Source organism: Mycolicibacterium moriokaense, assembly GCF_010726085.1.
Classification (GTDB): domain Bacteria; phylum Actinomycetota; class Actinomycetes; order Mycobacteriales; family Mycobacteriaceae; genus Mycobacterium; species Mycobacterium moriokaense.
On record NZ_AP022560.1, the window covers coordinates 1,837,345 to 1,859,662 of the forward strand.

Here is a 22,318-nt window from a genome sequence, read left to right on the forward strand (position 1 = left end):
GCGCTATTTCTAGCGGACTTTCGACCTCGCCTCAGCCTGTTTGGCGCGCTGCCCTTCGATGAACCGCATTGACATGCGGTTCAGCAGCGTCGGTGCCAGTCGCGCGAAGAGCCACTGTGCGCGGGCGATTCGAGGCCTCACCAGTATCGCCTTGTTCTTCTCAACGGCCCGCAGCACGTCGCGCGCCAACAGGTCGGCGTCATATGGCTTGCCGCCCTGGGTTTGCAGGAAGTAGTCGCGGCCGACGAACCCGCCTACCGCGCCCTTGTCGAGGATCGGCGTCTCCACCGCGGCCGGACAGACGACGAGCACACCGACGCCACGCGGGACCGCCTCCGATCGCAGTGCCATCGACATGCCGACCACCGCGTGCTTGGTGGTCACGTAGCTGGTGATCTGGCCGGCGGCCGCCAAACCCGCCATCGAGGCGGTGTTGACGATGTGACCGTGGCCCTGGCGCAACATCACCGGATAGGCGGCGGCGACGCCGTGCACTACGCCGCGGATGTTGACGTCGATGATCGCGTTCCATTGATCCAGCGTCAGCAGTTCGGTGTCGCCGCCCCAACAGATTCCCGCGTTGTTGAACATCAGGTCCAGTCGCCCGGCGCGGTCGAGCACCTCGTCGACGGCCGCCTGCACGGCTGCGGCGTCGGTGACGTCGAGGCGGGCGGCGCGTGCCCTGTCACCGAGTGCCCCAGCGGTGCGTTCGGCGGCCGCACCGTCGATGTCGGTGCACACCACCTCGGCGCCGGCGGCGACCAGAGCCCGGCACAAAGCGGCGCCGATACCCGAGCCGGAGCCGGTGACGATCGCCTGCTTGCCCGCGAAACTCACTGCGCCTGCGCCAATTTCATCACATGACCGAGAATATCCGGATACTTCTTCAGGTGCGCACCGCCGTTGAGGTCGAGGACTTCGCCGGTCAACCATGAGTTCTTCGGCGAGCAGAGGAACACGACTGCGTCGGCGATCTCCTCCGGCTTGCCCGCGCGCCCGATCGCGGTGTTCTCGACGTAGTCCTCGACGAGGCCGGGGATGAGCGACGATCCCGCCGTCAGTGGTGTGTCGACGAAACCGGGCGCCACCGCATTCACCCGGATACCGCGCGGTCCCCACTCCAGCGCCGCGACCTGGGTCAGCATCGACAGCCCGGCCTTCGCCGCGCAGTAGGCGCTCATCCCGGCTGCGGGTTGACGCCCGTTCAGGGAGCTGATGGACACCAGCGAGCCGCCCTCGCGCAGCTGCTGTCCCGCGTACTTGGCCACGATGAACGCCCCGTTCAGGCAGACGTCGACGACGCTGCGGAACTCATCGACGGACAGGTCGGTGATCTGGCCGATGCTGCCGAAGCCCGCGCAGTTCACCACGACGTCGAGCGGACCGGTCCCGCCGAACAGCCGCTGCACCGCGGCCTCGTCTGTGACGTCGACGTGCGCGGCGGTGTGCGGTTCGCCGAGTTCGGTGGCCCTATCCCGGGCCCCGTCTGCGTTGCGGTCGGCGACGGTGACGGTGCAGCCGTCGGCGGCGAGTGCCTGCGCTGTCGCCCAGCCGATGCCGGAGGCCCCGCCGATGACAACCGCTTGCCTGGCCTGCTCACTACTGTTGCTCATCCAGTTGCCCTTTCGACGGAAGTGGAACGTGTTCCAACTTATCGCTTTGGCACACTCGGTTCGTGGCTGAATTGAAGATGTCGGAGTCGATCTACGTAGCCGTGCCTCCCGATGAGCTGTATGCGCTGGTGTCGGACGTGACAAGGACAGGGGAGTGGAGCCCCGTCTGCAAGGAATGCTGGTGGGATGAGGGCGAGGGTCCGAAGGTCGGCGCCTGGTTCACCGGCCGTAACGAGCTCCCGGAGCGCACCTGGGAGACCCGCAGCCAGGTCGTCGCCGCCGACCCGGGCCGCGAGTTCGCCTGGGAGGTCAACAACGGCTGGGTGCACTGGGGCTACACCTTGGAGCCCGAGGGCGACGGCACTCGCCTGACCGAGCACTGGGAGTTCCTGCCGAAGGGGATCGCCGGCTTCCATGAGCGGTGGGGCGAGCACGCAGAGGCTCAGATCGAACACCGGCGCGCCTTGGCGGAGAGCGGTATCCCCGCCACGCTCGCCGCGATCAAGAGGGTCGCCGAAAACAGCTGACCGCGCATGCCGGTCAGCGCTTGACGCAGCGGAACCCGATGTGGCTCATGCCGGTGTCGAGGGGCTGCGGACGTCGGGCAGCGGGACGGTGCCGCAGGCAATACACGTCGGCACAGAGAAATGAACCGCCTTTGACCACCTTGCGCGGTACCTGGAACTGCGGTTGCCGCGGATCGTAACTGTCTGAGGCGCAACAGGGTTGGCTGTCGTGGGTTTCGCCGTACCAGTCGGTGGTCCACTCCCAGACGTTGCCTGCCATGTCGAACAGGCCGTAACCGTTGGGCGGGTAGCTGCCGACGGGCGTGGTGCGTCCGTACCCGCGGTCCGGTCGCCACGGAAAGTCGCCGTGCCAGTAGTTGGCCAGCGGCTGGCCCGGCACTTCCGGCTCGTCGCCCCAGGTGTATTCCGCGTGGTCGAGGCCGCCCCTGGCCGCGGTTTCCCATTCGGCCTCGGTGGGCAGCGACATGCCCGCCCATTGCGCATAGGCCTCGGCGTCTTCGTATGCGACGTGTACGACGGGGTGTTCGGCGCGCTTGTCGATGGACGACAGCGGGCCGACGGGATGGCGCCACGACGCCCCGGGCGTCCACGTCCACCACAAGTTGAGGTGTCGAAGGTCTACCGGCCCTTTGGTGCGGGTGAACACCATCGACCCCGGTTGCAGGTTCTCCGGTGGGGCGTCCGGGTAGTCGTCGGGATCCAGGGGTCGCTCCGCAACCGTGAGATACCCCGTGGCATCGATGAATTCGGCGAACTGACTGTTGGTGACCGCTCTGGCCATCATCCAGAATCCGTCGACGCTGATCGGGCGGGCGGGCGCCTCCTCGGGGTAGTGGCGATCGGATCCGAGTACTGCGGCCTGTCCCGGAATCCACGCGAGGTCATCGGTGGTCATGACAGCCCTGAGCACCCGCGGCCTTGCGCATCAGACACCGAAGACTGTCGCCCAGTCGTTCTTCATGCTCACGACGGTCCAGCCGTAGGCGGCGGCGTGCTCGAGCACGCGTTCGGCCCCCGCGGTGTAGTCGAATTCGCGTTCGGCGTCGTCGTGCAGCACCAGCATTCTCAAAGCTGCGGCGCGGGGCCGTCCGCAGTACTGCAGCATCTCGTCGTCACCGTTTGAGTTCCCCGCCGACAGGATCGGCCGCCTGCCGATGCGGCTCCAGACCCGCACCGGTTTCTCGGGTCCGTCGTCGAAGATGTCGAGTGCGGGCTGGATCAGCAGGTCGCCGTGTCCCTCGGCCCCGTCGAACTTCAGGCCCTGTGCGCTGCCGACGACGCGCTCAGGTGGGATTCCGTAGATCTCGCCCGTGATCGGCCGCATGAAATCCCGGCCACCGCCGGAGACGATGTAGCAGGTGAAGCCGTGGTCCTCGAGATACCGCAACAGCTCCACCATCGGCACGTATACGCACTCCGGATACGGCCGGCCGAGCGTTGGATGCTTCGCCTCGGCGAAGAAGGCCGCGACCAGTGCCGCGTGGTCTTCGACGCTCATCGACTCGTGCAGTGACATCACCGCCTGCACAAGCACTTTCAGGTCGGTGTCGTCACCCTGATAGTGCTTGGTGATCGCGCCTCCGAACCAGTGCAAGTCGCCGGCGGCCGCCGCCTGGTACGGCGGCTGTGCGGCCAAAGATCTGTCGGACGCGGCCTTCTCCGCCAGCCGGCGAACGATGAAGTCGAGCTGGATGTACATCGGCTTCTCGCACCACAGCGTGCCGTCGTTGTCGAAGACCGCGACGCGATGCTCGGGTGCGACGAAGTGGGGCCCTTCGGAGGTGACGCGCCCCACGAAGTCGATGATCGCGGACTTCGTGGGACCGCCGACCCACGACTCGAGCATCAGCCGCCTCGGCTTGCCAGGAACTTGTTGAGCTGCTCGACAGCGTGATCGATGGTGAAGGATGCCGGTTCCTGCCGCGGTGGAAACTCTTTGAACGTCTCCAGGAACTGAGTCGCAAGGGCGGAGCCGTAGAGCATCAGGTAGAGCCGGTCAATCGTCCAGTCCCAATACGTGTTTGACGTGACGTCGGCATGTTCGTACGGGTCGGTACGCAGATTGAACAACTTCGGCGCGCGGAGCGGGGTGAACGGCTCGAACCACACCTGCAGCGTGCCGGGGCAGCGCTGCTCCATGAACACGATCTTCCAATTCTCCGCCCGGATTCCCAACACGTCGCCGTCGTCGGAGAAGTAGATCATTCCGCGTCTGGGACTCTCGTCCACCTCGCCGGTGAGGTAGGGCAACAGGTTGTATCCGTCGATCTGCACCCGGTACTTCATGTCCCCGGCCTGGTGTCCCTTCTTGAGCTTCTCGACGATGTCGGGGTCACCCGCAGCCGCCAGGAAAGTCGGTAACCAATCATGGTGCTGCACAATCTCGTTGGATACCGATCCTGCTTTGATCTTGCCAGGCCAGCGGATCATCTCGGGGATGCGGAAGGCGCCTTCCCAGTTGGTGGCCTTCTCGCTGCGGAACGGCGTCGTCGCGCCGTCGGGCCAACTGTTGGCGTGCGGCCCGTTGTCGGTGGAGTAGATGACGATGGTGTCCTCGGCGATGCCCAGTTCGTCGACCAGATCGAGCAGTGTGCCGACGTTGCGGTCGTGGTCGATCATCGTGTCGTGGTACGGCGACTGCCATCTGCCCGCCTGACCGAGACTCTCGGGCTTGGTGTGGGTCCGGAAGTGCATGTGCGTCATGTTCATCCAGACGAAGAACGGCGTATTGGTTTCGTGCTGGCGTCTGATGAAGTCAGCACAGGCGGCGGTGGTTTCGTCGTCGATGGTTTCCATCCGCTTCTTCGTCAGCGGCCCGGTGTCCTCGATACGTTGCTTGCCGACCGGCCCGTACCGGTCGTCGACCTCGCCCGAATCCTCTGTCGTGGCCCAGGAATGGATGACGCCGCGGGGGAGCAGTGCGGCCCGTAGCAGCGGGGCCTCCTCCGCGGTCGGGTAGTCGACGTGCTCGGGTTCCTCCTCCGCATTGAGGTGGTAGAGGTTGCCGAAGAATTCGTCGAAGCCGTGCGCGGTCGGCAGATACTTGTTGAGGTCACCAAGATGATTCTTGCCGAATTGCCCTGTGGCGTAACCCAATGGCTTGAGGAGCTCGGCAATCGTCGGGTCCTCCTTCTGAAGCCCGATATCGACGCCGGGCATCCCGACTTTGCTCATGCCGGTGCGGTACACGCTCTGCCCTGTGATGAACGACGACCGGCCCGCCGTGCAACTTTGCTCACCATAGGAGTCGGTGAACAGCATTCCTTCGCTGGCGATCCGGTCGATGTTGGGAGTGAAGTAACCCATCATCCCGCGGCTGTAGCAGCTGAGGTTGGAGATTCCGATGTCGTCGCCCCAGATGACGAGGATGTTCGGCTTTGAATCAGGCATGGCACGTCCTCTCCCGAAGTGTCGACGTCCGATTTGAAGCTACGCCGCTGGAAGGAACTCTTCGGGTTCTTGACGATCTGATCCTGCTGAATCTGAGCCGACGGCCGGCGGTTTTCAGCCCTCCGGCGGCGCGGTCGCGGCGAGGCTGACGGCAGGCGCCTTGGCCTCGTTCTGCATCTTGTCGAACAGTTCGACGTAGTAGGGCAGGCAGTCTTTCATCGCCTCTTCAGTGGTGAACAGCGGCTCATATCCCAGTTCGCGCTTCGCCTTGGCGATGGAGAAGTAGTTGTCGAGGTACAGCCGCTCCACCCCGAGGGGTTCGACCATCGGCTTGGGTATTCCGAAGCGGAAGTGCAGCCATTGCCACACCGTCATCGCGAACCACACCAGCCGGCCGGGTACGCGGATCTTCGGGTAGCGCTGACGGCACGCCTCCACCACGGGCCGCGAGAACTCGAACATGTTGATCGGCTCGCCGTCGTTGATGAAGTACGCCTGCCCGGGTGCGGTGCCGCCGGGCACCAGGTGCTGCGCGGCGAGGATGAAGCCGTGAATCAGGTTGTGTACGTACGAATTGTCGAGCTTGACGTTCTTGCTGCCGACCAGCACCTTGACGTGACCCGCGAGCACGCTCTCGAACACCTTGCGGAACATGGTCTGATCGCCGTTACCCCAGATGCCGCTCGGCCGGATCGAGCAGGTGAGTAACCCGTCGACGCCGTTCTGTGACAGCACGAACTTCTCCGCCACCACCTTCGTCTCGGTGTAGAGGTCGTTGAATCGTTCTGTGTAGGGCAGGGTTTCGTCGCCGCCGGAGATCTTCTTGCCGCCCATGACCACACTGTTGGACGCGGTGTAGACAAACCGCTTCGTCCCGGCCGCCTGCGCGGCACGCACCAGATTCTCGGTCCCGGTGACGTTCACCGAGAAACTGCGCTGCCGGTACTCGTCGGTGACCGATGCGCCACCCATCAGGTCGATGATCGCGGCGGTGTGGAAGACGGTGTCGATGCCGGCGACCGCCGCGGCGACGGTCTCGGGGTTGCAGATGTCGCCTTCGAGGACCTCGAGGCGCGGATGCGCGGGTAGGGGTGAGGGCGCGCGGTCGAACGAGCGGACCTCGTGACCGCGTTCGAGCAGTTCGGTCACCAGATTGGCGCCGACGAATCCGGAGCCTCCGGTCACAAGCACGCGGCCAAGGTCGTTGGTCATCGTTGAGCCCATGCCAGCCAGCCTAACTGAAACGTGTTACAGTTTCGACCTTCCGCGATCGGGGTCCTTCCGATATCAACTTTCTTCCGGCTCCCTTGCCGCCAAAACATCCTCGACTCGCTTACGGGCACCAGCTAAATGTTCTTCACAGCGTTTAGCGAGCTCCTCGCCGCGTTCCCACAATTTCAGCGATGCATCGAGATCGAGCCCGCCCTGCTCCAACTGCTGCACGACGGCGACCAGCTCATCGCGGGCTTCCTCATATCCAAGCTCACTAATGGGCTTCATCTAGTACCCCTTTCAGCGCTCGCGCTGAGCGGACCTTCTGGACCGTCGCTGACGGCTGTGACCGCACCGTCGGCCACCCGAATCCGCAACCGCGCACCCTTGGGGGCGTCGGCAGTGGTCCGGAGCACCCTCCCAGTGAAGGCATCCGGCAGGGTCTGCACGACCGCGTAGCCGCGCGCCAGTGTGGCCGCCGGTCCCAGTGTGGCCAGGCGGGCCGACAGGTGTCCGATGCGGTCGGTCTCCGCGGCCACCATGCGGTTGATGTCGCGCCGGGCCGCGGTGCGGGCGCGGTGTATCTCCTCGGACCTGGCAGTGAGGGCGGCCAGCGGCGCGGCCAGCACCGGCCGATTGCGCAACTGGTCGAGGTGGCGCTGTTCGCGGTGCACCCAGTTCCGCAGTGCGCGGCCGCCGCGTCGGCACAGATCCCGGATGGCGGCCTGTTCGGCGGCCGCGTCGGGGACGATGCGTTTGGCGGCGTCGGTGGGGGTGGCCGCGCGCAGGTCGGCGACCAGGTCGCAGAGCGGATTGTCGGGTTCGTGGCCGATCGCGCTCACGACAGGTGTTGTGCACTTGGCGATTTCGCGGCACAGGGTCTCGTCGTAGAAGGGCAGCAGTGCGTCGATGTCCCCGCCGCCGCGCGCGATCACGATCACGTCGACGTGCGGGTGGGCATCGAGTTCGCGCAGCGCCTCCACGACCTGTGGAACCGTGTTGGGCCCCTGTACCGCTGTGTTGCGGATGGCGAACCGCACTGCGGGCCAACGACTCTGAGCGACGGACACGACGTCGCGTTCGGCAGCCGAGGCCCGTCCGGTGATGAGGCCGATGGTGTTCGGCAGGAAGGGCAGTGGTCTCTTGAGGCGCGGATCGAACAGACCCTCGGCCTCGAGCAGCTTGCGCAGCCGCTCGATGCGTTCGAGGAGTTCACCGAGTCCCACCGCGCGAATCTCGTTCACCCGCAACGCGATAGTGCCGCGCCCGGGGTGGAACTGCAACTTGCCGTGCATGATGACCTGCACGCCCTCGGTGAGTTCCACCGGTGCGTTCTCGACGAGGTCTCGCGGGCACATCACGGACAGCGACATGTCGGCAGCCGGGTCGCGCAACATGATGAACGCGACCGTGGGTCGCAGATTCAGCTGGGCGATCTGGCCCTCCACCCATACCGAGCCGAGCTTGTCGATGTACTTCTGGACGCGGGTGGAGACCGCGCGCACGGGCCAGGGATTGTCGGGCGACTTGCCCGGCTCCGCCTCAGTCATCTCCCGCATCCGCCGGGGCGGTCACTTCGCGGTCGCGCGGGTGATCCTGTTGGACAGCAGCGTCTGGAACGGCGCGCGTGCCTTGGTCGTCTCCTCGTACTCCAGCAGCGCATGCAGATCCGCCACCCGCAACGACGTCAGCCGGGCACGCAGCTGCGCCAGGGTGAGCGACTCGTAATCGAGCTCTTCGACGATCTCGGGCACGCTGTCCGCCGGCCGCGCCGCCGGTTCAGGGTCTGAGGCGTTGTTGCTGGCCTTGGCCGTCTCGGGTTCGCCACCCGTGAAGAGCGCGAAACGGCCTTCGGTGAGCCGTTCGCCGTCCACCGCCGGCTTCGCGGGCGCGTCTTCGAGATCCTCGTCGAAGGTGGCCCACTCGGGCTGCTCGTCCTTCGGGGGAAACAGCGAGTCGAGGGTCTCGTCGCCCTTGATGACCAGGTCGGCGACGTCTTGCTGCACTTTCATCACCAGGTGGGCGATCTGACTCGCCACGGTCATCGGGTACGTGAGGATGGTCTGCGGGATCTTGCGGGTTTCCTCGATGGCGGTCACCGCCGCACCTACCAGCAGACGGACCCCATACGGTGCAGTTGCCATGCGCTCCAGACTACGGTTGGCCTCTTGAGCCCGCGTGTCAGTACCCTTGGAAACATGCCACCGACTATCAACATGGGGATTCCGGGCGCATCGAGCTCGGTCACCGGTGGCGTCAAAGGCAAGAGGGTGTTGCTGGCCGAGCCGCGCGGATACTGCGCCGGGGTCGACCGCGCCGTTGAGACCGTGGAGCGCGCCCTGGAGAAGCACGGCGCGCCGGTGTACGTGCGACACGAGATCGTCCACAACGTCCACGTCGTGGAGACATTGGCCAAGGCGGGCGCGATCTTCGTCGACGAGACCGACGAGGTGCCCGAGGGCGCCATCGTCGTGTTCTCCGCCCACGGTGTCGCGCCGACGGTGCATCAGAACGCCGCCGAGCGGAACCTCAAGGTCATCGATGCCACATGCCCGCTGGTGACGAAGGTGCACAACGAGGCCAAACGTTTCGCGCGCGACGACTACGACATCCTGCTGATCGGACACGAAGGCCACGAGGAGGTCGTCGGCACCGCGGGTGAGGCACCGGACCACGTGCAACTGGTCGACGGACCCGATTCCGTCGACGACGTCACCATCCGCGACGAGAACAAGGTGATCTGGCTCTCGCAGACCACATTGAGCGTCGACGAGACGATGGAGACCGTGCGTCGGCTGCGTGAACGCTTCCCGACGCTGCAGGATCCGCCCAGCGACGACATCTGCTATGCCACCCAGAACCGCCAGGTCGCGGTCAAGGCCATGGCGCCCGAATGCGAGCTGGTGATCGTCGTCGGCTCACGCAATTCGTCGAACTCTGTGCGGTTGGTCGAGGTCGCGTTGAACGCCGGCTCCGATGCCGCGTACCTGGTGGATTACGCCGAAGACATCGACCCTGCCTGGCTCGACGGTGTGACGACCGTCGGTGTGACGTCGGGCGCGTCGGTGCCGGAGCTGCTCGTGCGCGGCGTTCTCGAGCGGCTCGCCGAGTACGGCTACGACACGGTACAGCCGGTAACCACGGCCAACGAGACGCTGGTCTTCGCACTCCCCAGGGAGATCCGTCCGGCTCGCGCCTGACGGGTCAGATGTCGTACTCCCAGTTCTCTACCGCCCGCTCGCGCGCTGACCGGCGCGGTGCGCGGTACTGGTCGTAGTCCTCGCCGTCTTCGCCGCCCCGATAGCGCACGCGTGACACCGGGTGATGTGTGCCGCTGCCGTTGCCGCCGTACGAAAGGGGCGGCAGGTCATTGTCGTAGCGACGGCGACGCTCGGGGCGTTCGTAACCACTGCGACGTTCGGGGGGCGGCTCGTCGTCGTAGCGGCGCCTGCGCTGTCCGGCCCCGGTCCGCGGCTTGCGGCGCGGTTCGATGGGCGGCTCCCCCTGACGCCTGGGGCGCGGGCGGCGTGGCCGGTCGGCCACGGGTTCGATGATCTCGGTCTCCGGCGGGCGTGCGTGCCGTGATCGCGACGGTGCCGAGCGGCTCGTCGGCTTGGGGGAGCGACTCGTCGATCTGGGGCGTGCGGTGGTGGTGGCGGCCCTACGCCGACGTGGCGTTTCGTCGGGCTCGTCGTCGGCCTTTCGGGCCGCAAGCAGAGCCGAGATCTTGGCGACCGCCGTCGCCAATGGTCCCTCGCCGCTCGGCTCTTCCTTTACGGGCGTGCTCGGTGCGCCGCGACGCGTGGACATCCCGATGTACCACCGCGCCATGCCGATGAGCAGCACCACCGCGGATGTGAAGAACATCAGCGGGAAGCGCTCGATGAGCGGGTAGGCGCAGTTGATCAGGGTGTCCTTGAGATTCGACAGCTGACTGCCGGTGAACACGAAGTAGGCCATCGGGACGGCGCCGAACAGCAGCAGCGGAGGCTGAATGACCGCGGTGAAGAGCCCCGCCTGCCGCACCGCCAGTACCGCGAGAATGCAGCCGACCACATAGGTGCCGGAGAACACACTGGTCAGTTGTTTCGTGCCGGACCCCGCGTCGTAGGCGAATCCGACGGCCATCAATGTCGCAGCGATGAGCACAGCACCCCACCAGGGCACGCCTGGGATGTTGGGGTGCACGGAACGGTGGTCGGCCGTGACGGCTGACCGTGCGCGCTGTGCTGACACACGTCGACCGTACCGGCTGTCCCCTGGAGAGGCTGTGAGCGCGCTGCTGGCGAGCGCGTCACAGTCTCCTAGACTGTCCTCCCTGTGAGCCTGAACCTCGGAATCGTGGGACTGCCCAACGTCGGCAAGTCGACGCTGTTCAATGCGTTGACGCGCAACGACGTGCTGGCGGCCAACTACCCGTTCGCGACGATCGAGCCGAACGAGGGTGTTGTCCCGCTGCCCGATCCGCGGCTCGCCGAACTCGCGGAGATGTTCGGGTCGGAAAAGCTCGTCCATGCGCCGGTCACGTTCGTCGACATCGCCGGCATTGTCAAAGGCGCATCTGAGGGTGCGGGACTGGGGAACAAGTTCCTCGCCAACATCCGCGAGAGCGATGCGATCTGCCAGGTGGTGCGGGTGTTCGCCGACGATGACGTGGCTCACGTCGACGGCCGCATCGACCCGAAGGCCGACATCGAGGTGATCGAGACCGAGCTGATCCTCGCCGACATGCAGACGCTGGAGCGTGCGTTGCCGCGACTGGAGAAGGAGGCGCGCACCCACAAGGACCGCCGCCCGGTGCACGAGGCGGCGGTCGCCGCGCAGGCGGTGTTGGACAGCGGCAAGACGTTGTTCGCCGCGGGGGTGGATACGACTCTTCTACGTGAGCTGAACCTGCTGACCACCAAGCCGTTCCTCTACGTCTTCAATGCCGACGAATCGGTGCTGACCGACGAGGCGAAGAAGGCTGAACTGCGCGAATTGGTGGCGCCGGCCGATTGTGTGTTCCTCGACGCGAAGATCGAGGCGGAGCTGCAGGAGCTCGACGACGAGTCCGCTGCCGAGCTGTTGGAGTCGATCGGCCAGACCGAGCGGGGCCTGGATGCGTTGGCGCGGGCGGGTTTTCACACGTTGAAGCTGCAGACCTATCTGACCGCTGGTCCGAAAGAGGCGCGCGCGTGGACAATTCACCAGGGCGACACCGCGCCCAAGGCTGCGGGCGTCATCCACTCGGATTTCGAGAAGGGCTTCATCAAGGCTGAGGTCGTGTCGTTCGACGACCTGAAAGAGGCCGGGTCGATGGCCGCGGCCAAGGCGGCCGGCAAGGTCCGGATGGAGGGCAAGGACTACGTCATGCAGGACGGTGACGTGGTCGAATTCCGACACGGAGCAACAACTAAGCCGAAGTAGGCCAGCGCTGCTTGCCCGCTCGGCCCGTACCGAGAGGGTAGCGATGTCCATCTTCGAAGTTCCCGAAAACCCGTCAGATCCTGAGGCCGCAGCGCTTGAGTTGATCGTTCGGCTGCCGCAGGACTTGCTCGGCAAGACTTGGCCGCCGCTGGATGTGCTGCAGGAGCTCACCGCCGCCCTGGAGATCGCGGGGGCTTTCACGGGGATGTCGTGGCATGACGCCAAGCACGCCGCGGTGGCGATCATCGTGGACGCGGTCAACAGCGACGACGCGGTTCCGTCCTTGTGTCAGCGCGCCGAGCGCGCGGTGACCGGTACCGATGGGATGACGTGGGACGATCCGGCTGCGATGGCGCGGGCACTGACCACTGGTGCGAAGGTGCTGGCGGCATGACGATGGATGCGCGCGAGCAGAGGTTGCGTCGACATGCCAAGACGCTCGGGTTGCGGGTGGTGAAGCGGGACGGCAGCCGGTTCGATCTGCTGAACGGTGAGGGGTTGGTGACCTGCGGCCCGATCGACACCGTGGCGGCTTATGTCAACGACCGGTATGTGCGGCCCAAGCCGACGCCGCGGCGGGCGCAGCCACCTGCGGCGTGGGCGCCGATTATCGAGGACTATCTCGTCTCCTTGACGGCGGGCGGGGCGTCTCAGATCACGCTGACGTTGCGTCGGCAGCACCTGACGCAGATGTCGCGTGAGGTCGGCGGCAGTCCGGCCGAGATCACGGCCGAGCATCTGATTGAGTGGATGGGGCGTCACACCGAGTGGGCGCCTGAGTATCGCCGCAGCCACCGCAACAGCGCCCACAGCTTTTTCCTGTGGGCTTATCGGACCAGGCGCATCGCGGTTCATATCGCCGACGATTTGCCGAGGGTGCGTAGCCACGTTGGTCCGCCGCGGCCGGCGCCTGATACGGCGTGGCGGGCGGCGTTGGCGGCGGCGACACCTCGGGTGGCGCTGATGATGCGGCTGGCGGCCGAGGCTGGGTTGCGGCGGGCCGAGGTCGCCCAGGTGCACACCCGCGATCTGACCGAAGGCGCGAGCGGCTACTCGCTGTTGGTTCACGGGAAGGGCAACAAGAAGCGGATCGTCCCAATCAGCGACTCGGTGGCTGCAGCGATTCGCTCGAGCGCGGCCAGCCAAATCCCCGCAGGTGTGGAGCCTGATTGTTGGCTGTTCCCCAACGGCACTGGCGGGCACCTGGACCCCAAACGAGTCGGCGCGATCGTGAACGCCGCGCTACCGGACACGTGGACGATGCACACGCTGCGGCACCGATTCGCCACACGCGCCTATCGAGGCAGCAGCAACCTGCGTGCCGTTCAGACGCTGCTGGGCCACGCGTCCGTCGCCACCACACAGCGCTACACCGCCGTCGATGACGACGAGGTCCGCGCCGCCATGGAAGCGGCAAGCGCATGAGCGCGGTGCTGCGGCTGGTCCAAGGGACCGGCTCCAACGACGGACAACTGCCCCCGATCGAGGCTTACGAGGTGTGGATGCGTGGCCGCGGTTTGGCCGCGCGCACCATCACCGACTCGGTACTGACCTTGCGGCGTCTCCAGAACGTGAGCGGCTATCCGATCGAATCGACACCCGCGCTGGCGATTTCACGCTTCCTCGGCGATGAGAATCTCGGAGCCCGGGCCCGCTACACCTATTTCGGGCACCTGCGCGGGTTCTTCCGCTGGCTGGCCAATGAGGGGCTCGGCGCGGACGCGATGGCCACGCTGCCGCGCCCGCGTATGCCGCGCTGCACGCCGCGCCCTATCACTACGGAGCAGCTGCAGGCGCTGCTGGCGTTGTCGTTGCGGCGCAAGACGAGAGCGATGGTGATGCTCGCCGCGCTGGCAGGGCTACGCGCGCACGAGATCGCCAAGGTTCGCGGTCAGGACGTCGACCCTGACGCGCGCACGCTGTACGTCATCGGGAAGGGCGGGCACGCGGCGACGATCCCGTTGCATCCGCTGCTTGTCGAGGTCGCACGCGAAATGCCGTCGCGGGGGTGGTGGTTTCCCGCGAACTCGACCCGCCCCGGCGAGCACGTCACGTCGCGTCACGTCGTTAACACGGTCAGCGACGCCTGCAAGCGAGCCGACATCCCCGGCGGAACATGTCACCGTCTCAGGCACTGGTACGGAACAAACCTCGTCGCATCTGGGGCCGATCTGCGTACCGCGCAGACACTGCTGCGCCACGAGAATCTCGCCAGCACCGCCATCTACACCGAGGTGTCCGACGAACGCCGCGTCGACGCAATCGACCGACTCGACCCATTCGGGTGAGACGGCCCCTACTTCGCTACTTCATCGCCAATCGCGAGGACGGCGGCGCTGAGTGCACTGAGGAGGTTGTGGCGTGCCACGTGGTACGGCCCAAGCTCATTGCTCTCATGTGATTCAAACTTCGCGACTGCATCGCGCAGCTGGTCGAGACTGGCGCGCACGTCGGTTTTGTCGCTCATTCGGTTTCCCCATTCGTATATTCACCCGCGAGACTAGTTGCGAGTACTATCAACCGTGTCCGCTCACGGATATTCAGGGCATGGCTTGGCGCGGGATCGAATCCCTGTAATCGACCCGAGAGGATCTGCCATGCATGCAAAATCTCACGAAAACCGTGTCCGTCGCGCCGCCAAGCGTGAGGGCTTTCTGCTACGCAAGTCGCGCACTCGCGACCATCGCGCGGAGGACCAATGGTCTGTACGTTCTCGTCGGCGATTCGGCCGGGAACCGACGTCCTGGCGCTCAGGCACCGCGATCCGCTTTCGTAAGAGGCGAGGGAATGACGCTCACGGGCAGCTTCTACTGCAGTCCAAAGGGTACCGGGAGGTAGCGGGGAACCGCTCAGCCTCGCGCTGCGTCTGATCTAATACCTCGGCCCCGCCCACCTCCTCCTTATGGCGGGGCCGAACCACTTCCACGTGACTACCTGAGGTGATACCAGAGTTACAAGAATGTTGTTTGTCTAGTGCGCTATTGACTGAGTTGTCTAGCCTGCACTAGACTTGCTAGCGTGCCAAAGCGGGCAGACATCATCAAGCAGATACAAAAGGCGGCCAAGGCCGCCGAATTGAAGTTTCTGCTAGTCCGCGAAGGCGCGAACCACACAATCTACGACCTCGACGGGGTGATGATTCCAATCGCACGGCATAGGGAATTCGGACAGCGTTATGCCGAGACCGTGTACAAGCAATGCGAAGGCAAGTTAGGAAGGGGCTGGTGGCGTTGAACACCTACCATGCGGTCGTCAACCGCGATGGAAAGTTCTGGCTTGTCTACATCCCCGAACTAGATCAGTACACGCAAGCGCGCAACTTGCAGGAAGTCGAATCCATGGCGCGCGAACTTATTTCACTCGTTCGTGGGGTTGAGCCTGAGTCATTCCAACTCGAACGACAAGTAGATCTGCCGGATGGTGTGCGACACCACCTAGAGCTAGCGGATAAGTACGCCGGCGAAGCTGCCTGGTTTCAATCACAATCAGCGATTGAACGGCGCTTCGCGGCCCGGGCGATGCGGGACGAAGGCATGACGGTACGAGACATCGGTGCCGCGCTGGGCATCTCGCATCAGCGTGCGCAGCAGCTCATCTCGTCTTGAGAATATGGGCTAGCCCAAGATCATTGTCGAGGTGGTGACTCCGTGATCGCGAAGCGGATAACCCGGGTAACCCTCACACGGACCACCGAGCCGACCCCAGCCGATCACACGTTCTACACCGGCACCGAGCTGTGGCGCGCAGGCACGTAGAAGGGCTGCTGTCGATGCGAGCCCCGGGATTGTCTGTCGACGCCGTGTACACCGAACGGATCTGACGTACTACTACCGCCCGCGCAATCTCGCCGTTCACCCGTCGCCCAACCGCTCCAAGACGCTGTAATCCTCCTCAACAATTTGCGTCAGGAGCGCATCGCGCTGTGCTCGGCGTCGGTCTCTTGTGCGCGGGAGTCCAGGGCACCGGCACTGGATGGCGTCGCCATTTTCAGGCAGATCGAGGGCATGGCAGACGCCCGTGTCATCGTGTTCGTTGACAGGGCAACCGCACTCGGCGCAGTAGTCGTCGTCGGCCATGCAATATATGCTCCCCCAACCGCTGCCGACGGTCGACGGATTATTTTCCCCCCGCCCCGCGGGCCAACGTGAGGTCGCCGGCGCCGCCGGTGACTACATCGTGTCCCGAGAATTAAGTAGTTAGGTTTTCAGGGCGGCTCGGCCTCTATGCCCGCACCCGTGTCTTAGCGTTGGTTCCGTGACAGATGAGCCCTTGGAGACCGCTACTGACGGCCGCCCTTCCGACCAGATAATCGATATCGACCAGATTCCGACTGCCTCCGCGCAAGCATCCACCGCCCTGATAGGCGTACGCCAGTACTTCGCGGCACAACACCTTTGGGCAGCACGCCTGATGGCGCACCTATGTCGCGCGCGGGAGGAACAGCTACTCGCAGAGGTCGAAGGCGGCGCCAAACGGAGAGTCGACAAGCACCTGCAATCGCTCGCGATTGGGGCCGTCATGGAGTCCGTCGCCATGTTGGAAGCGGTGGTGAACGAAATCTGGGAGGACGCCGCCGAGACGGAACCAGTCGTACCCTCCGATCGGCTGCAGGGATTAAGTTCGGACGCGATAGCGCTGATGCGGGACCTTCGAACACAAAGGGTCGAGCGATCACTCAAGCTGATGGAAAAGTATGCGGTGCTTCTGACGTGCGCAGGTAAGCCGCCACTAGACAAGTCCCGTAGGCCATATTCGGATGTCAAGGCGCTAATCAAACTGCGCAACGCATTGGTGCACTTCACTCCAGAAACGCAGTGGGACAACCAGGTCCACGACCTGGAAGCTGAGATGAAGCACCTGGTCCCCGAGAATCCGCTACTTCGTGGTTCACACCCGTGGTTTCCCCAGCAGCCCCTCTGCGCCGGCGGCGCCCGCTGGGCTTGGGAGTCGAGTATGAGATTCGCAGATGAATGGCATATGCAGATGGGGCTCCAGCGGAGTTACTGACCTGTCCCGGTGAGTCCGGAGACTCCCGATCTTGGGAGGATCTGAGTCATGGGACGTGTCAGCAAGTACCCCGACGAGCTTCGTGAGCGGGCGGTGCGCATGGTCGCTGAGGTGCGCCCGCAGTACCCGTCGCAGTGGGCGGCGATCACCGCGGTTGCGGGCATGTTGGGGATCGGCACCCCGGAGACCCTGCGGACCTGGATCCGTCGCTCGGAGGTCGACACCGGCCAGCGGCCGGGTGTGACGACGCAGATGGCCGAGGAGAATAAGGCGCTGCGCAAGGAGATCGCCGAGTTGCGTCGGGCCAATGAGATCTTGAAAGCAGCGGCGATTTTCTTCGGGGCCGAGCTCGACCGGCCCGGGAGACGGTGATCCGGTTCATCGCCGAACACAAGGACCACCAGGTCTCCGGCCCCGACGGTGGGGCCGGCTTGCGCTGGGGTGTCGAGCCCATGTGTGCGGTGCTCTCCGAGCACGGTGTGCCGATCAGTCCGTCGACGTACTACGAGTGGATCACGAAGACCCCGACGCGTCGCCAGATCCGGGATGCCGAGTTGGTCGAGATCATCACTGCGGCCAGGGAAGACAAGAAGAAAGGTCGGTTCGTCCAGACGTTGGGGTCGCGCAAGTTGTGGATCTGGCTGCGCGGGCAGGGCCACGATGTGGCACGGTGCACGGTGGAGCGGATCATGCGCCAACAGGGTTGGGAGGGTGCGCGTTACGGGTCCAAGCACAAGACCACCGTCGCCGACGACAGCCACCAGCGGTACCCCGATCTGGTTGATCGACGCTTCTACGCCTGTGCGCCAAACCGGTTATGGGTGGCTGACTTCACCTACGTGTCGACGTGGATGGGGTTCGTCTACGTGGCGTTCGTCATCGACGCCTACAGCCGCCGGATCCTGGGCTGGCGCGCCGCCCGGTCGATGACCACCGATCTGGTCCTCGATGCGATCGAGCACGCCTTCTTCACCCGCACCCAGGACGGCACCACCAGCCTGCGCGGGCTGATCGCGCACAGCGACGCCGGCAGCCAGTACACATCGGTGGCGTTCACCCAGCGCCTCATCGACGAGGGCGTGGATCCCTCGGTCGGCTCGGTCGGCGACGCGCTGGACAACGCCTTGGCCGAGACCACCGTTGGCTCATTCAAGAACGAACTCATCCGTCGGCAAGGCCCCTGGCGTGACGTCAACCAGGTCGAGCTCGCCACCGCCGAATGGGTCGCGTGGTTCAACACCGAACGCCCCCACGAGTACCTCGACGACTTCACCCCTGAGGCCGTCGAGAGGCTCCACTACGATCACAGACGCACTCCACCAAAGGCGGGGTGATTCAACAAATGCAGTCTCTGGACTCACCGGGACGGGTCATACCGCCATGGAGTGAGTGATTGGCCCGACGGTCTTGACTAGGGGCACGCACTGTCAGCGATTGTGTTGTGCTGCAACCGGGATAATCAGTCTGACCCCCGTGTGTGACCGTGGTGTCGTACGCTTCTCTAACTGCAACTTGCCAGGGGGTTCCGATGGTGCCGTCATCATCGGCGCGTGTTGTGTCCATCGCGACCGCGTCCACAGTGTGGTTCCTTGCGGGGATGTCCGTGCTGGCGATCATCGCAGCAGCGGCGTGCGTCGGGGCTCCCGCGGCCGGTGCGGTCCCTGGTGATCCGCTTAACGGGTGTGTGACCGCGTTGGCTCAGCAGCTTTGTGACGGGCCGATCCGCGAGGACGGGTCGTGGAAACGCTGCCTGTTCAGCGACGGCGTTGGGTTCTCTCCGCCGACCGTGAATTGTTTCATCGTCCCTGGCGCCGACCAGATCCCGATGTTCCCGATCGGGCAGCCGAACTACCACATCGAAGGCTAGGCGACTTCAACCCGTCGCGTCGAGTCGGACCGACTAGGCGGCGGCCCCCGCGAGCACCCCGTCGACCGAGTACATCGACTGCCACGGTTCGGTGCGCATCCACTCCGGCCGCAAATCCCATTCATCCGGCGTGTATTCGGGATAGCCGGTGACCGCCTCGACGCCGTAGCGGACCGCCAGTCGTTGAGCGAGGTCGCGCGCCGCCGCGGCGCCGATCTGCTCATCAGGGACAAAGAAGCGGACTATTTCCACTGCGGCCGCGCGGATCACCGGGATGTCGATCTCGATGACCGAATAGCAGTTGCGGCCGGTGTCGGGATCGACCTCGAGACGCGTCTCTCGACCGAGCATCGAAAATTGCCCGCTCGACGTCAGGATCGGCGTCTCGCCCCGGTTGTCGTTATGGCTCACCGCCTGATGGCAGACCACCTCTGTGAGGACGAGGGCGACCTTGCCGGTCGGGCCTTCGGCGGCGCGGCGCACCGCTTCGGCCCGGGGATTATTGCCGCGGACAGTGGCGGCGTGGCGCATGCCGCGGACCATTGCGCGCATCCGGAAAATCGCGTCAACAACATTCGCGCACGCGTAGACACCACACTTGCATCCTTCTGCTGGCGGCGCATGATCGTAGTAACAACAACGAGCACGCATGATCCGGCCGCTCGCGCGCAGATCCGACGCTCCCCGGCGTCCATATGCGTGCCGTATTTGCGGGGAGTGCAACGTCAGCCGGTCATCGTGCGGCCGCGTGTACCAGAAACGCCAGCCGACGACGGCCTCGCGGTGCTGGCGCTCGGCCATCAGCATTACCTCGCTGATCAAGTCAGGCCGTAGTGGGGGTCCGCTACGGGGCACGGGTGAGGACGACGTTCAGAGCAGACCAGTCGGTGGATGAATTGATCGCGCCGACGAAGGCTGTCGAAACCGGGGAATCGCTAATGATCAACCCGGCTGCCACACCGCCCCGACTTCCGTTGAAGCGTTGTGCTCCACCGGTGATTCCGGAGAAGTCGTCAGCCCTGGCACCCAAGCCCTGCACCACCAGACTCCCCGCGGGGACGGTCGCGGACTGCATCGCTGACGAGCTCGCCCCGTACGCAGATGCGGGAGTGCCAACCGACCCAATGCCCAAGTACGAGACAGAACCCGCGCACGCAGAGTTAGTAGCGTTGCTCTTGGTGGCCGCTACCGTCTTGGAGCCGCCAGCAACACCGGCAAGGTGGTACAGCGCGAGCTGCCCCAGGCTGGCATTGTTGTTGTGGGACACCGCGCCCAGCAGCGTCATGGCGACTCCGCCGTACGTGCAACCCGTTGAGGTGGCGGTTCCGGTGGTGCAGTGCCAGACAAATACATCCGCGCCCGCTGTGGCGGTGTGACTCCACGATTGGACCGATCCGGTGCCGTTGGCGCCGTCCCCGACAGCGTCAAACGGAACTGCCTGTGATCCGGCGAACATCCCGCCCCTAGCGACGAACATCATGCGGCACCTCCCACGCTACGCAAGCCGGCGCGGATGTTCGCGCACTCGAACCCATGAAGGCTGCGATCCGCCGAAAGACCTAGCGCCGCAGCCACATCCGCATGAGTTATGACAAGTCCGTCATCCATCTTGACCGCGAGCTGCGTGATCGCCGGCCAACACCGCAACACCAACGGCAGCACCTCACCGATGGGATCTGGCGCGTACGCCCCGGCCGTCAACGCGTATCGCCGTAACTCCTCGAAGTCCGGCTGACCCGCCAACACCTGGTGGATCTGCGCCGGAGTCGGAGACGGCCCGAACCGTGCGATCGCCTCGGCTACCGGCCCCGCCGCGGCCACCAAGTGGCGTCGGGCCTCCGTCACCGTGGTCAACGGCACCACTCGGCATTGCCCGTTGAGCTGCCTGCCGTCACGGTGAACGATTGGGGCGCCTTGTTCTGGTCGAAAGACCTCGGCAGTGTCCACCTCACCGCCTAGCAGTACGGCAATGACGGCGTGACCTGCTTCGTGTCCGGCATGCGCCAGCCGCTCCGAAAGCTGAAATCCCTGTCGTGGTTTGGCTTCTAGCGACGCCGCAGCCGGTGACGGATTGTCGAGCGAAATCGCGGCTTCCCACAGATCGTCCCGCGACGCCAGCAGGTACTCCAGCCGGCGCGTGTCGGCATAGGTGAAACTATCGTTCGCGCCGACGCGCGCCGAAAACACGTTGATCTCCGCGGTCGCCTGCGCGGTGAGCGCGTCCAACTCAGCCACGCTGCTTGGTAGTTGGTCGGGCATCGTGAAGTTCACGGCTCATGCTCCTGTTTCTCTGTCTTAGGTCTCGCTGTCGAGGGCGGGCGCGGCACATAGCGCATGACCACCCGCCCTCGACAACCAACCGAGTTCAACGCGATCACCTGTCTGCAGTTCAAGTGAATCTCGTTGTTGTGCAATGTAGAACCGACGAAAAGTTGACGCTCCTTTCCCTTCATAGCTTTCATGGTGTCTCGGGTCCAACAATGTCCACAGCTCCTATGAGCGCTTCGTATCCGATCACCAGGGACCGCTCCGCGATGACGTGAAACCGGTTGTGCTCCAGTTTTTCCGCGGGATGCAAATGGACTTCCCCGCGCCAGCCAAAGGGCTGCGACGTCGCCACCAACGTGTCACCCAGCGTTTCGGGATACCCACCCCCGAAAACCCACGTGTGACCGGATGGCGTCTTGAAAACCGATCCTGTACGGACCAACAAATTCGCCTGCGCCGCAACAGACATCCACGACGGACGTCCATGTATGAATCCGAGGGTGTTCGTCGCCGCCAGCATCTCATCCAGCGCACCAACCGCGGCGACAACGTCGACCACCTCAGTTGGCGTGTCTACGTCATCGAGGAGCCTTGCCGCGAACTCCGCCTCCACCGCGATCGGTTCACGCAACCGGTGGATTTGGGCTGCACGGGTACGAATCTCATCCCTAGACGGCGCCGTCAAATCACATTCGTCGGCCGCCCACGTGGTGACCGCCGCGAACACCGGTAACGCGGACGGACGGTCGGCAGCCCGCTTCACGTCCGCCTCAGGGTCCAAGTCCTCTTCAGATGCGTTCCAGGCAGCCGCCCAGACACCGAACGAGTCGTCGATCCCGTAGTTCCAGGGTTTGATTTCGACACCGTCCGGCAGCCACCGCTCGACGTCGCCAGCCGTCGGCTGCCACTGCGTCACAGTGAACAACCCACCTACCGACGGATTCACCAGCGGCGCGTCAAACGGCACCGGCGCCAACACACTCGTCATCTCAAAATATCCTCTCTTACAACAGGGTTAGCCAGCT

At 64.7% G+C, this 22,318-nt stretch carries 26 protein-coding genes; 11 read left to right on the forward strand and 15 right to left on the reverse strand.

Features of this window, described 5'->3' with window-relative positions; translation table 11 throughout:
• Positions 1–9 precede the first annotated feature (9 nt).
• Both G6N43_RS09000 and G6N43_RS09005 read right to left on the reverse strand, forming a co-directional pair.
• Positions 10–837 (reverse strand): SDR family NAD(P)-dependent oxidoreductase, encoded by an 828-nt coding sequence (locus G6N43_RS09000; protein WP_083157437.1) that lies wholly within the window; start codon positions 835–837, stop codon positions 10–12.
• Positions 834–1,613 carry an SDR family NAD(P)-dependent oxidoreductase gene (locus tag G6N43_RS09005; RefSeq protein WP_083157436.1) on the reverse strand — a complete coding sequence of 260 codons (780 nt, stop codon included), beginning with the start codon at positions 1,611–1,613 and terminating at the stop codon, positions 834–836. Before G6N43_RS09005 ends, G6N43_RS09000 begins: the two co-directional genes overlap by 4 nt.
• 77 nt (positions 1,614–1,690) lie before the next feature.
• On the opposite strand from G6N43_RS09005, the gene G6N43_RS09010 reads away from it, so the two are divergent.
• Positions 1,691–2,140: an SRPBCC family protein gene (locus G6N43_RS09010; protein WP_179968029.1), complete on the forward strand. Its 450-nt coding sequence runs from the start codon at positions 1,691–1,693 to the stop codon at positions 2,138–2,140.
• Between the two features lie 13 nt (positions 2,141–2,153).
• Here the strand turns inward: G6N43_RS09010 and G6N43_RS09015 are convergent, their stop codons facing one another.
• The 7 genes from G6N43_RS09015 to G6N43_RS09045 all read right to left on the reverse strand — a co-directional run bounded on the left by G6N43_RS09015 (position 2,154) and on the right by G6N43_RS09045 (position 8,886).
• Positions 2,154–3,035 (reverse strand): formylglycine-generating enzyme family protein, encoded by an 882-nt coding sequence (locus G6N43_RS09015; protein ID WP_083157434.1) that lies wholly within the window; start codon positions 3,033–3,035, stop codon positions 2,154–2,156.
• Between the two features lie 30 nt (positions 3,036–3,065).
• Positions 3,066–3,986: an HAD family hydrolase gene (locus tag G6N43_RS09020; protein WP_083157433.1), complete on the reverse strand. Its 921-nt coding sequence runs from the start codon at positions 3,984–3,986 to the stop codon at positions 3,066–3,068.
• On the reverse strand, positions 3,986–5,530 hold the full coding sequence (locus G6N43_RS09025; RefSeq protein WP_083157432.1) for an arylsulfatase: 1,545 nt from the start codon (positions 5,528–5,530) through the stop codon (positions 3,986–3,988). Before G6N43_RS09025 ends, G6N43_RS09020 begins: the two co-directional genes overlap by 1 nt.
• Positions 5,531–5,644: 114 nt before the next feature.
• Positions 5,645–6,754, reverse strand: a complete 1,110-nt coding sequence (locus G6N43_RS09030) for a 3-beta-hydroxysteroid dehydrogenase (protein WP_083157431.1) — start codon at positions 6,752–6,754, stop codon at positions 5,645–5,647.
• Positions 6,755–6,817: 63 nt separating this feature from the next.
• Positions 6,818–7,030 carry an exodeoxyribonuclease VII small subunit gene (locus tag G6N43_RS09035; RefSeq protein ID WP_083157430.1) on the reverse strand — a complete coding sequence of 71 codons (213 nt, stop codon included), beginning with the start codon at positions 7,028–7,030 and terminating at the stop codon, positions 6,818–6,820.
• Positions 7,027–8,292 carry an exodeoxyribonuclease VII large subunit gene (gene xseA / locus G6N43_RS09040; protein ID WP_083157465.1) on the reverse strand — a complete coding sequence of 422 codons (1,266 nt, stop codon included), beginning with the start codon at positions 8,290–8,292 and terminating at the stop codon, positions 7,027–7,029. The genes G6N43_RS09035 and xseA overlap by 4 nt, the downstream gene beginning before the upstream one ends.
• A 21-nt stretch (positions 8,293–8,313) precedes the next feature.
• On the reverse strand, positions 8,314–8,886 hold the full coding sequence (locus tag G6N43_RS09045) for a lipid droplet-associated protein (RefSeq protein ID WP_083157429.1): 573 nt from the start codon (positions 8,884–8,886) through the stop codon (positions 8,314–8,316).
• A 54-nt stretch (positions 8,887–8,940) separates the two neighbouring features.
• On the opposite strand from G6N43_RS09045, the gene G6N43_RS09050 reads away from it, so the two are divergent.
• Complete coding sequence (locus G6N43_RS09050; RefSeq protein ID WP_083157428.1) at positions 8,941–9,942, forward strand: 4-hydroxy-3-methylbut-2-enyl diphosphate reductase; 1,002 nt, start codon at positions 8,941–8,943, stop codon at positions 9,940–9,942.
• Between the two features lie 4 nt (positions 9,943–9,946).
• Here the strand turns inward: G6N43_RS09050 and G6N43_RS09055 are convergent, their stop codons facing one another.
• Positions 9,947–10,978: a DUF6542 domain-containing protein gene (locus tag G6N43_RS09055; protein WP_083157427.1), complete on the reverse strand. Its 1,032-nt coding sequence runs from the start codon at positions 10,976–10,978 to the stop codon at positions 9,947–9,949.
• An 84-nt stretch (positions 10,979–11,062) separates the two neighbouring features.
• Here G6N43_RS09055 and ychF point away from each other — a divergent pair, with 84 nt between their 5' ends.
• Genes ychF through G6N43_RS09075 form a run of 4 tightly spaced genes read left to right on the forward strand, consistent with a single transcriptional unit; the run spans position 11,063 to position 14,439 of the window.
• On the forward strand, positions 11,063–12,151 hold the full coding sequence (gene ychF, locus G6N43_RS09060) for a redox-regulated ATPase YchF (protein ID WP_083157426.1): 1,089 nt from the start codon (positions 11,063–11,065) through the stop codon (positions 12,149–12,151).
• A 43-nt stretch (positions 12,152–12,194) separates the two neighbouring features.
• Positions 12,195–12,545 carry a hypothetical protein gene (locus tag G6N43_RS09065; protein ID WP_083157425.1) on the forward strand — a complete coding sequence of 117 codons (351 nt, stop codon included), beginning with the start codon at positions 12,195–12,197 and terminating at the stop codon, positions 12,543–12,545.
• A complete protein-coding gene (locus G6N43_RS09070; protein WP_083157424.1) occupies positions 12,542–13,576 on the forward strand; it encodes a tyrosine-type recombinase/integrase in 1,035 nt (344 codons plus the stop codon). The genes G6N43_RS09065 and G6N43_RS09070 overlap by 4 nt, the downstream gene beginning before the upstream one ends.
• Entirely contained in the window at positions 13,573–14,439 is an 867-nt protein-coding gene (locus G6N43_RS09075; protein WP_234810314.1) for a tyrosine-type recombinase/integrase, read from the forward strand. Before G6N43_RS09070 ends, G6N43_RS09075 begins: the two co-directional genes overlap by 4 nt.
• An 8-nt stretch (positions 14,440–14,447) precedes the next feature.
• On the opposite strand, the gene G6N43_RS09080 is transcribed toward G6N43_RS09075, so the two are convergent.
• Positions 14,448–14,618: a hypothetical protein gene (locus G6N43_RS09080; protein WP_163658054.1), complete on the reverse strand. Its 171-nt coding sequence runs from the start codon at positions 14,616–14,618 to the stop codon at positions 14,448–14,450.
• Between the two features lie 551 nt (positions 14,619–15,169).
• Between G6N43_RS09080 and G6N43_RS09085 the strand changes: the two genes are divergently transcribed.
• The 5 genes from G6N43_RS09085 (at position 15,170) to G6N43_RS09105 (ending at position 19,025) form a co-directional block, all read left to right on the forward strand.
• The gene (locus G6N43_RS09085; protein ID WP_083157423.1) at positions 15,170–15,385 is read left to right on the forward strand and encodes a hypothetical protein; all 216 of its coding nucleotides are present in this window, start codon (positions 15,170–15,172) and stop codon (positions 15,383–15,385) included.
• Entirely contained in the window at positions 15,376–15,756 is a 381-nt protein-coding gene (locus G6N43_RS09090) for a hypothetical protein (protein WP_083157422.1), read from the forward strand. Before G6N43_RS09085 ends, G6N43_RS09090 begins: the two co-directional genes overlap by 10 nt.
• Positions 15,757–16,405: 649 nt before the next feature.
• Complete coding sequence (locus G6N43_RS09095) at positions 16,406–17,158, forward strand: hypothetical protein (RefSeq protein WP_083157420.1); 753 nt, start codon at positions 16,406–16,408, stop codon at positions 17,156–17,158.
• 48 nt (positions 17,159–17,206) lie between these two features.
• Positions 17,207–18,492, forward strand: a protein-coding gene (locus G6N43_RS09100; RefSeq protein WP_110810599.1) for an IS3 family transposase whose coding sequence is annotated in 2 segments (ribosomal slippage) — positions 17,207–17,489 and positions 17,489–18,492 — 1,287 coding nt in all. Because the reading frame shifts where the segments join, the coding sequence is not laid out codon by codon here.
• 221 nt (positions 18,493–18,713) lie between these two features.
• Positions 18,714–19,025, forward strand: a complete 312-nt coding sequence (locus tag G6N43_RS09105) for a CDGP domain-containing protein (protein ID WP_234810349.1) — start codon at positions 18,714–18,716, stop codon at positions 19,023–19,025.
• 33 nt (positions 19,026–19,058) lie between these two features.
• Here the strand turns inward: G6N43_RS09105 and G6N43_RS09110 are convergent, their stop codons facing one another.
• The 4 genes from G6N43_RS09110 to G6N43_RS09125 form a co-directional block, all read right to left on the reverse strand.
• A complete protein-coding gene (locus G6N43_RS09110; protein ID WP_133056605.1) occupies positions 19,059–19,826 on the reverse strand; it encodes a hypothetical protein in 768 nt (255 codons plus the stop codon).
• 43 nt (positions 19,827–19,869) lie between these two features.
• Positions 19,870–20,310, reverse strand: a complete 441-nt coding sequence (locus G6N43_RS09115; RefSeq protein WP_133056606.1) for a hypothetical protein — start codon at positions 20,308–20,310, stop codon at positions 19,870–19,872.
• A 191-nt stretch (positions 20,311–20,501) separates the two neighbouring features.
• On the reverse strand, positions 20,502–21,296 hold the full coding sequence (locus G6N43_RS09120) for a hypothetical protein (protein WP_083157802.1): 795 nt from the start codon (positions 21,294–21,296) through the stop codon (positions 20,502–20,504).
• 187 nt (positions 21,297–21,483) lie between these two features.
• Positions 21,484–22,281 carry a hypothetical protein gene (locus tag G6N43_RS09125; RefSeq protein ID WP_083157803.1) on the reverse strand — a complete coding sequence of 266 codons (798 nt, stop codon included), beginning with the start codon at positions 22,279–22,281 and terminating at the stop codon, positions 21,484–21,486.
• Positions 22,282–22,318 lie beyond the last annotated feature (37 nt).